At 63.4% G+C, this 9,112-nt stretch carries 10 protein-coding genes and 1 tRNA gene; 5 read left to right on the forward strand and 6 right to left on the reverse strand.

The features are described 5' to 3' along the window. A partial coding sequence (locus JHD73_RS24580; RefSeq protein ID WP_199032790.1) for an NAD(P)/FAD-dependent oxidoreductase occupies nt 1-1,053 on the forward strand: 1,053 nt, incomplete at its 5' end. 31 nt (nt 1,054-1,084) lie between these two features. Here JHD73_RS24580 and JHD73_RS24585 read toward each other — a convergent pair. The 6 genes from JHD73_RS24585 to JHD73_RS24610 form a co-directional block, all read right to left on the reverse strand. Then, nucleotides 1,085-1,174 (reverse strand) — tRNA-Ser (locus JHD73_RS24585). 74 nt (nt 1,175-1,248) lie between these two features. Beyond that, a complete protein-coding gene (hemW, locus tag JHD73_RS24590) occupies nt 1,249-2,517 on the reverse strand; it encodes a radical SAM family heme chaperone HemW (RefSeq protein WP_199032791.1) in 1,269 nt (422 codons plus the stop codon). A gap of 7 nt (nt 2,518-2,524) precedes the next feature. Then, nucleotides 2,525-3,130: an RdgB/HAM1 family non-canonical purine NTP pyrophosphatase gene (gene rdgB / locus JHD73_RS24595; RefSeq protein ID WP_199032792.1), complete on the reverse strand. Its 606-nt coding sequence runs from the start codon at nt 3,128-3,130 to the stop codon at nt 2,525-2,527. Between the two features lie 11 nt (nt 3,131-3,141). Next, entirely contained in the window at nt 3,142-3,864 is a 723-nt protein-coding gene (rph, locus tag JHD73_RS24600; RefSeq protein WP_199032793.1) for a ribonuclease PH, read from the reverse strand. 217 nt (nt 3,865-4,081) lie between these two features. Next, on the reverse strand, nt 4,082-4,996 hold the full coding sequence (locus tag JHD73_RS24605) for a PP2C family serine/threonine-protein phosphatase (RefSeq protein WP_199032794.1): 915 nt from the start codon (nt 4,994-4,996) through the stop codon (nt 4,082-4,084). Between the two features lie 105 nt (nt 4,997-5,101). Then, on the reverse strand, nt 5,102-6,124 hold the full coding sequence (locus JHD73_RS24610) for a serine/threonine-protein kinase (RefSeq protein ID WP_199032795.1): 1,023 nt from the start codon (nt 6,122-6,124) through the stop codon (nt 5,102-5,104). Between the two features lie 157 nt (nt 6,125-6,281). On the opposite strand from JHD73_RS24610, the gene JHD73_RS24615 reads away from it, so the two are divergent. The 4 genes from JHD73_RS24615 to JHD73_RS24630 form a co-directional block, all read left to right on the forward strand. Continuing rightward, a complete protein-coding gene (locus tag JHD73_RS24615) occupies nt 6,282-7,217 on the forward strand; it encodes a YicC/YloC family endoribonuclease (RefSeq protein ID WP_199032796.1) in 936 nt (311 codons plus the stop codon). Between the two features lie 25 nt (nt 7,218-7,242). After that, nucleotides 7,243-7,908: a guanylate kinase gene (gene gmk, locus JHD73_RS24620; protein ID WP_199032797.1), complete on the forward strand. Its 666-nt coding sequence runs from the start codon at nt 7,243-7,245 to the stop codon at nt 7,906-7,908. Nucleotides 7,909-8,045: 137 nt separating this feature from the next. Beyond that, complete coding sequence (rpoZ, locus tag JHD73_RS24625; protein ID WP_004630929.1) at nt 8,046-8,249, forward strand: DNA-directed RNA polymerase subunit omega; 204 nt, start codon at nt 8,046-8,048, stop codon at nt 8,247-8,249. A gap of 249 nt (nt 8,250-8,498) precedes the next feature. Beyond that, on the forward strand, nt 8,499-9,112 hold a 614-nt coding region (locus JHD73_RS24630; RefSeq protein WP_199032798.1), incomplete at its 3' end, for an HD domain-containing protein.

Genomic DNA, 9,112 nt, shown 5'->3' on the forward strand with positions numbered 1-9,112 from the left:
GACGCCGCCATGGGCAGCCGTCCGCAGGGCTATCGCATCCGTATCGATGCTGCCGGGCAACGGGCGCTGCAGGACTGTTTGCCACCGACGCGCTACACGCTGTTCCGCAAGACCTGCGCGGTGCCGGCACGCCGCGTGAACCTGTTCGACCCGTATCTGCGTCCGGTGGATGGCCGTTGGGTCGATTCGTGGCACGACGACGATGCCGCCGAGCCCGCAGACCTGAACGCCCACCGCCAGACGCTGCGCGAGGTGTTGTTCGACGGAATCGGCAAGTGGGTGCATTTTGGCCGCGGGCATATCCGTCACCGGTCGCGTGAAGACGGGCGTATCGAAGTGACGTTTGACGATGGCGCGACGCTCGTGACTGACGTGCTGGTCGGCGCCGATGGCGTGCACTCCGGCGTGCGGGCGCAGCGGCTGCCGGCGGCAGAGCCCGCATTGACCGATGCCTCCGTCATCTACGGCAAGACGTATCTGACGCCTGCCGCGCTGGCGCGGATCGACGATCAACTGCCGGGGAATACGACGATCGTCTTTGGCGATGGGCTGGCAGTCATCATCGATGCGATGCGTTTTGCGATGTCGCCTGCGCAGCTTCAGCCCGGGCTGAGCGAAGTGGAGCCGTATCTGTACTGGGCGGTGATTGCACAGAACCACCGGCTGGAGGCGGGTGGCAGCGCCGATGCGTGCGTTGCGAAGCTTGCCGCGGGGTGGGCGCACGGGCTGCGTGCGCTGTTTGCCTACGGGGACGCGGCCTCGACCGTCATGCTGCCGGTGCGTGCCACACAATCGTTGGTGCCGTGGGCAAGCAGCCGCGTGACCTTGCTCGGTGATGCGATCCACGCGATGAGTCCCGCTGGTGGCCTGGGCGCTAACACGGCGCTGACGGACGCGGCCAATCTGGCGGCATGGCTGGGCGAGGTGCGGCAGGGGCGAGTGGGGCTCGACGCGGCGATTGCCGGCTATGAGGCGGTGTTGCGGGAGACGACTGCCCGTGCGATTGACGCGTCGCGAAAAGGCACGGATGTGCTGCTCGGGGCGTTGGCGTGACCGTTGGCGTGACGGGGGAGGGGAAAGGGACTGGCGGAAGCGGTGAGATTCGAACTCACGGATGGGTCACCCCATCGGCAGTTTTCAAGACTGCTGCCTTAAACCACTCGGCCACGCTTCCTTGCACTTCGCTGCGCATTACACGCAAGGCCGCCATTGTAACGGCACATCGCGCAATGCAACAGTCGGCAACCGTCAGTTTTCGTCGTCGGCCAAGAACAATGCCTGCAGATCGTTCAGGAATCGTTGTCCCAGCTCGGTCGGGCGGATCGCCACGTGGTCGCGCGAGAGCAGACCGCGTTGTTCGGCGGCATCGAGTTCACGCTCGATCATACGAAGCGGCAGGCCAGTGCGCTCCTGGAACAGCGTGACGGGGAAGCCGTCCGTCAGGCGCAGCGCGTTGAGCATGAACTCGAACGGCAGATCCGCCGCGTCGACTTCGCGCTGCTCCTGCACGACGGCCGCGCCGCCTGTTGTTTCGGCCTGACGCAGGTACGTGTCCGGATGCTTGTGTCGCATCTCGCGGATGACCCGGTGCGGAAAGCTCAGCTTGCCGTGCGCGCCCGGCCCGATGCCGAGGTAATCGCCGAACTGCCAGTAGTTTAGGTTGTGCTTGCAGCGCTTGCCCGCCTTCGCATACGCCGAGACCTCATAGTGTTCGTAGCCCGCCGCAGCCAGCCGTGCATGAATCCAGTCCTGCATCCCAAACGCCGTGTCGTCATCCGGCAGCGCAGGCGGGTACTTGGCGAAATACGTGTTCGGTTCCAGCGTCAGGTGATACAGCGACACGTGGTTGGTATCGAATGACAGTGCTGCTTCCACATCAGCCTCGCACTCGGCCAGCGTCTGGCCGGGCAGGGCGAACATCAGGTCGAGGTTGATGTTGTCGAAGTGTGCGCGGGCGATGTCGATGGCGGCACGCGCTTCAGCCGCGCTGTGGATGCGCCCCAGCGCCTGCAGGTGCGCGTCGTTGAAGCTCTGGATGCCGATCGACAGACGGTTCACGCCGCTGGCGCGATAGCTGCGAAAGCGCTCGGCTTCGAACGTGCCCGGGTTCGCTTCCATCGTGATCTCGGCATCGGCATCGACGGGCAGCAGCATGCGGATGTCCGACAGCAGCCGGTCCAGCCCCTGCGCAGACAGCAGGCTAGGTGTGCCGCCGCCGATGAAGATGGTGTGCACATGTCTGCCCCACACCATCGGCAGCGCAGCTTCCAGATCCTGTCGCACGGCCGCGAGAAAACGTTCTTCCGGAATGCCCTGGTCGGGTTCCGCATGCGAATTGAAATCGCAGTACGGGCATTTGCGCACGCACCACGGCACATGCACGTACAAGGACAGCGGCGGCGAGCCCGGCAGGTTGATCTTGCCCGGTTGCAGGAAGACGGAGGTGACCTTGTCGCCGGTCTCGGCGGCGGTTGCGGAAGGCGTCTTAGTTGCGCCGGCAGGGTAAATCGGGATCATCGCAACGTCAGGCGTTTTCAAACAGGCGCAGTCGCTCGACCAGTTGCGCGAGCGCTTGTGCACGGTGGCTCACGCTGTTCTTTTCCGCTTTGGACAACTCAGCGGCAGTCTTGCCGAGGTTGGGCAGCAGGAAGTACGGGTCGTAGCCAAAGCCGCCATCGCCGCGAGGTGTGTCGATCACCTCGCCGAACCAGTTGCCCTCGGCAATGATGGGCTGCGGATCATCGGCGTGGCGTACGTAGACCAACACGCAAACATAGTGCGCGCCGCGGTCGGTCTTGCCGGCCAGCTCGCGCACGAGGCGGGCGTTGTTGGCGTCGTCGGATTTCTCTTCACCGGCCAGTTGCGCATAGCGCGCGGAGTACACGCCCGGTGCGCCGTCCAACGCATGCACGCAGATGCCGGAGTCATCCGCCAGTGCGGGCAGGCCGGAAGCGCGGCTCGCGTGGCGCGCCTTGGTGAGCGCGTTTTCGACGAAGGTTGCGTAGGGCTCTTCTGCCTCTGGAATGCCGAGCGCACGTTGCGGCGTCACGTCGAATCCGAGCGGGGCGAGCAGAGCGTTGAACTCCGTCAGCTTGCCGGCGTTATTGGAAGCGAGAACGATCTTGCGCATGGCGACTTTGCTCACAGGCCCAGCGCCTGCTTCTGCAGGCCGATCAGCGTGCGGATGCCCTGGTCGGCCAGGCCCAGCAGGGCGTCCATCTCGGTACGCGTGAAGGGCGTGCCTTCAGCGGTGCCTTGCACTTCCACAAAGCCGCCGCTGCCCGTCATGACGACGTTCATGTCGGTGTCGCAGGCGGAGTCTTCCGGATAGTCCAGATCGAGCACCGGCAAGCCGTCGACCACGCCCACCGATACCGCAGCGACGAAGTCGCGGATCGGCTGTGCGCCCTCGGGCAATTGGCCCTTCGCGCGCATCGCAGAGATGGCGTCATGCGCCGCCACAAATGCACCGGTAATGCTGGCCGTGCGCGTGCCGCCGTCAGCCTGCAGCACGTCGCAGTCGAGGTGGATGGTGTATTCGCCCAACGCCGCCAGATCGAACACCGAACGCATCGCCCGACCGATCAGGCGCTGGATTTCCTGCGTGCGGCCGGTCTGCTTGCCGCGTGCGGCCTCACGGTCAGAGCGGGTGTGCGTCGAGCGCGGCAGCATGCCGTATTCGGCCGTCACCCAGCCTTCGCCGCTGCCTTTCTTGTGCGGCGGTACCTTGGGCAGCACACTGGCCGTGCAGAGCACTTGCGTATCGCCAAAGCACACCAGCACGGAGCCTTCAGCATGGCGCGTGAAGTGGCGGGTGAGGGTGACGGGGCGGAGTTGGTCGGGTTGACGGCCGCTGGGACGCATGAGGGGTCTCGCTTGAGAAAACGGATAGCCCGACATGATACCGGCCCGCGCTGCTCCTGGCAGGGCGGGCCGGCGAGAACCTGCCCACGATCCTTACTGCGCGATCCGATCTTGGCCTTGCGATGCTCGCCGTACCCATGTGCGGCTGTGCTTCTCAGACCAACCTCGGACCGCTCGCTACGGATCGTGGGCAGGGTCTAATGTTGCTGGGTGACGCTCAGCGCGTCAGATTGCTGGTCTTGTCGATCGCGGCGCGGATCTCGGCGATGGAGCGCTCGATTTCCTCTTCCGACATCAGGCCCGACTCACCACCTGGCGCATCTAGGATGGAGGTGGTGAAAGCGTTCAGCGGCAGGGTGTCGGTCTGCACCGAGTCCTGCGTGGTGGTCACCGCATCCAATTCCCACATCATGGCGATGGCGGTGGTGTTGTCGGCGGTGTCGCCGGCGCTGCGCAGTGCGCGGGCAATCAGTTCCGGAATCGCCTGCGTGACCGAGAAGCTCGTGCAGGTGTCAACCAGTTCGTCTTCCTGCACGCTGCCCCACAGGCCATCGGAGCACAGCATGGCGACGTCGCCGGGCTCCAGATTGGCCGGACCGCCGATGTCGATCAGCGGCAGGTTGGGCGAGCCCAGGCAGTTATAGATCTTGTTGCGCTCGGGGTGATGCGCGACCTGCATCGGCAGCACGCGGTCCTGCTGCAACAGGTTTTCGATCTTGGAGTGATCGCGCGTACGCGTCACCAGTGCGCCCTTGCGCATCAGATACATGCGCGAATCGCCCGCGTGTGCCCAGTGCAGTGAGCCACGTTGCGCCAGGGCGCAGACGATCGTGGTGCGCGGTGCATCCGGCAGGCCGTTGGTTTCGGCATAGCGGTGGATGTCGCGGTGCGCGAGCATGATGCTCTCGTGCAGGAAGTCGTGCGGATTGCGGATCGACGGACGTGCGTGGCGCTGGAACTGGCGTGCCATGGTCTGCAGCGCCTGCTGGGCCGCGACCTCACCCAGCGAGTGCCCTCCCAGGCCGTCGCACAGCACCATCAGCATGGCGTCGCGCGTGAAGCAGTACCCCATGCGGTCCTGGTTGACGCGTCGCGCGCCTTTTTTGCTTTCTTGATAGACCGAGAATCGCATTGCGGCTATTGAGTATTCGGTAAAGGGAAGCGGTGCGGTGACTGGTCCCGTCCAGCGCAGCACCGTTTTGAAATCATACTCCGCCCGCCGGAGGCAGCCCGGCGGTCAATTGTCCCGGCGGCGCAACAGGCTCATGAAACGCGTCGTCAACGCCTCTTTTTCTTCTGGAATGGGGCCACCCTGGGTGACGGCGGTCAGGGCCTGCAATTCGGTCAGCGCGTTGCTCTCTTCGCGCAGCACTTTCTGCAGGCGGAAGACGCTTTGCGGGCGTTCGTCCGGTTTCATCTTCAGGCACCAGCCAACCAGGTCGATCAGGCTGCTGGTGTAGACCTTGCGCAGGCGCTCCAGGCCTTCTTCAAGCTTGTCTTCTTTTTCGCGTTGCGTGGCTTCCTGCGGTGGCGTGCCGGCCATACAGGCGTAGATGGTGGCGCCGATACTGTAGATGTCGGTCCACGGCCCCAGTTCGTTGTGCTTGCGGTACAGCTCCGGTGCGGCAAATCCCGGCGTGTACATCGGCTGGAAGCGCGAGGCCTCAGCAGTAAGCGTCTGCCGTGCGGCGCCAAAGTCGAGCAGGATCGGCGAATGGTCTTCGCGCAGGTAGATGTTGCCCGGCTTGATATCGAGATGCAGCAGCTTGTGGATATGGACTTCCCGCAGGCCGCTCATCAGGTCATGGAAGACCTGGCGGATGAAGCGCTCGCGCAGCATTTTCAGCTTGCCCTGCTGGCGTGCGTTGAGGATGTGTTCCTGCAGGGTTTTGCCCTGTTCGTACGTCATCACCATGTAGACGGTGCCGTTCTCCCGGAAGAAATTGAGCACGCGCACGATGGCGGGGTGAGAGATACGGGCAAGCGACCGGCCTTCTTCAAAGAAGTATTTGAGCCCGAGGCGGAACGCGCTCGCGCTTTCTTCCGGCACGACAGGAATCAATTCGCCGGGCGAGCGACGAGCCAGCGAAGACGGCAGATATTCCTTCACGGCCACCGGCGTCCCATGCTCATCGGTGGCGAGATAGACGAAGCTGAACCCCCCGCTGGCCAACTTCTTTACAATACGGTAATTGGACAGCAGGGTGCCGACCGGCAACGGTGCACTGCGTGGCTGTCCTGAGCCTTTTGACTCTGTCATGGGTTTGTGTGGCGAAATGGCTGTCGGATTTTCTCTGACCCGTCCACACGTTGTAAAGCGACAAAAGGTGGGGGATTCCCCGCCAATTCTTAGCCTGCCGAGGTCTGCATTGCGGCACGCCGGGCATCCAGCACCTCTAAAAAGACACCTCGATTTCATGATCCACAGCATGACCGGCTACGGCGTTGCTACACGCCAGGCAGCCTTTACCGACGCCCATGGTGCACCGAGCGGCAACGTCGCCACCGTGTCGGTCGAATTCCGCACCGTCAACTCGCGTTTTCTCGATCTGTTCTTCCGCGCGCCGGAAGAGTGCCGTGCCTTTGAGCCGGCGCTGCGCGAGATGCTCATGAGCGCACTGTCGCGCGGCAAGCTGGAATGCCGGATCAACCTGCAGCGCCAGGAAGCCGCCAGCGATGTGGCGGCGCTCAATGTCGGCGTGCTGCAACAGTTGGCCAAGCTCGAACAGGAAGTCACGCGCTATCTGCCCGCGTCGGGTTCGCTGCGCATGGGCGAAATCCTGCGCTGGCCCGGCGTGCTGGCTGAACCTGAGCTGACCCAGGATGCGCTGCGCGATGCCGTTGTCGACGCTGCCAAAGAGGCGCTCAAGCAACTTCTGGAATCCCGCCGTCGCGAAGGTGATGCACTCAAGGCGATGTTGCTAGATCGCGTTGACGCCATGCTCAAGATTGTCGAAGAGCTGTCGCCGATGGTGCCGAACCTGATCCAGCAACACCAGGACAAGCTGACTGAGCGCCTGCGCGAGGCCTTTGGGCTGGCCGCGCCCGAAGGCACACCGGCGCTCACGCGCGATGAACTGTCCGAGCGCATCCGCCAGGAAGCGACCGTCTACGGCATCCGCATCGACATCGCCGAAGAACTCTCGCGCCTGCAGGCCCACCTGCGCGAGACGCGCCACATCCTGGAGAAGGGCGGTCAGATCGGCAAGCGCCTGGACTTCATGATGCAAGAGCTCAACCGCGAGGCGAATACGCTGGGCTCCAAGGCTGCCGCCAAGGAACTGGCCGATGCATCAATGGAGCTCAAGCTGCTGATCGAGCAGATGCGCGAGCAAGTCCAGAACCTCGAATAACACCCCAGAACAACAGCACTAGAACATGCCATCCCCTCAAGCGCACTCTGCCGTCGATACGCCCATCGAGAATCATTTTCCGGGCAGCCTGTTCATGGTCGTGGCACCCTCCGGCGCCGGCAAATCGACGCTGGTGAATGCGCTGCTGGCGCAGGATCCGTCGATCCGCCTGTCGGTCTCGGCCACCACGCGCCAGCCGCGTCCAGGCGAGCAACACGGCCGTGAATATAACTTCATGACCGTCGAGGAGTTCAAGGCCTGCCGTGATCGCGGCGAGTTTCTCGAATGGGCCGAGGTGCACGGCAACTACTACGCGACCTCGCGCGTGTGGATTGAAGAACAGATGCGCGCCGGCACCGACGTGCTGCTCGAGATTGATTGGCAGGGTGCGCAACAGGTGCACAAGCGGTTTGCCAATGCGGTCGAGATCTTCATCCTGCCGCCGTCGCTCACGGCGCTGGAAGATCGCCTGAAGAAGCGCGGCCAGGACGAACCGAACGTGATCGTGCGCCGCTTGCTCGCTGCGGGTTCCGAGATGGCACACGCACCCGAGGCCGACTTCATCATCATCAACGAAGTGTTTGAAACCGCGCTCACTGAATTGCGTACGGTGGTACAGGCCACGCGCTTACGCTTTGGTGCGCAGAAGGCGCGCCACGGCGAGCTTTTCGTCGAGCTGGGCATTCACTGAACGACATGAAGTGCCGGCGTTTTCCGGCGCTTTTGTAAAAGTGTGGTAGGGCCCGCGCCGAGGTGCTGTCCGGGCCGAGTGCTGCGCTGCTGCTAAAATACCGATATCAACAAGATTTGCCACCAGGTGGAGTTTTCATGGCGCGTATTACCGTCGAAGATTGCTTGAAACAGATTCCGAATCGCTTCGAACTGGCGCTGGCCGCAACGTACCGCGCCCGTCAGTTGGTGCAAGGCCACACGCCCAAGGTCGATGCCAAGGACAAACCGACCGTGACCGCGCTGCGCGAGATCGCATCCGGCCAAGTCGGTATCGAAATGCTCAAAAAGGTTCCGTCCTGAGCTGACGCAGTACCTGGCGTGGTACGCTGCCTTGGTCACTGATCGTTCTAGCGATCTTTCATGGATGTGAAAGCCGCGAACGCACAAGACCCCGGCATGCCTACCTCGCCCGCTTCTTCTTCGCACAGGACCCAACGCTCCGCCACGCACGAGCACAACGTGCCGCCGGCGGAGTCGTCCGGCAACACGTCGGACGTGGCGAGTGGTTCTACACCGCTGCCTGGGTCTTCCACTGCTTCTCTTGTTCCCATGCCGACTTCCGCTTCCGGCCCCGCGTCGCCTCGCACGGGGGCGCCGAACCTGCCTGACCCGCGTGGTGCGGACCTGGTAGGCGAGCGGTCTGCGCTGTTGCCGAAGTCGCCTAAGTCGCACAAGGCGCAAGCTGCCGAAGGCGCCGCGCAAGAGGCCAAGCCTGACGCGACTGGCGATGAGCTCTTCATCGATGCGGTGCTGGAGCAGACCTATCGGCATCTGTTCGGCCCGACCTCGCAGCCAGCTACGCCACCGCGTCAACAGGTCGTCTCCATCTCGGGGTTGACCGAGAAGCTGTCGTCGTACCTGAAGCCGGCCGATATCAAGCTGGTGAAAGAGGCGTTCCACTTCTCCGACGAAGCTCACCTCGGTCAGTATCGTCAGAGCGGTGAGCCGTACATCACGCATCCGGTAGCCGTGGCAGAGATCTGCGCAGGCTGGAAGCTGGATGTGCAATCGATCATGGCGGCGCTGCTGCACGACGTGATCGAAGATCAGGGGGTTACCAAGAGCGAGCTGGCTGAGAAATTCGGCCCCAAGGTCGCGGAACTGGTCGACGGCCTGACCAAGCTGGACAAGCTGGAATTCCAAAGCCGCGAGCAGGCGCAGGC

This window comes from Ralstonia sp. ASV6 (assembly GCF_016429285.1).
In the GTDB taxonomy this organism is placed as follows: Bacteria; Pseudomonadota; Gammaproteobacteria; order Burkholderiales; family Burkholderiaceae; genus Ralstonia; species Ralstonia flaminis.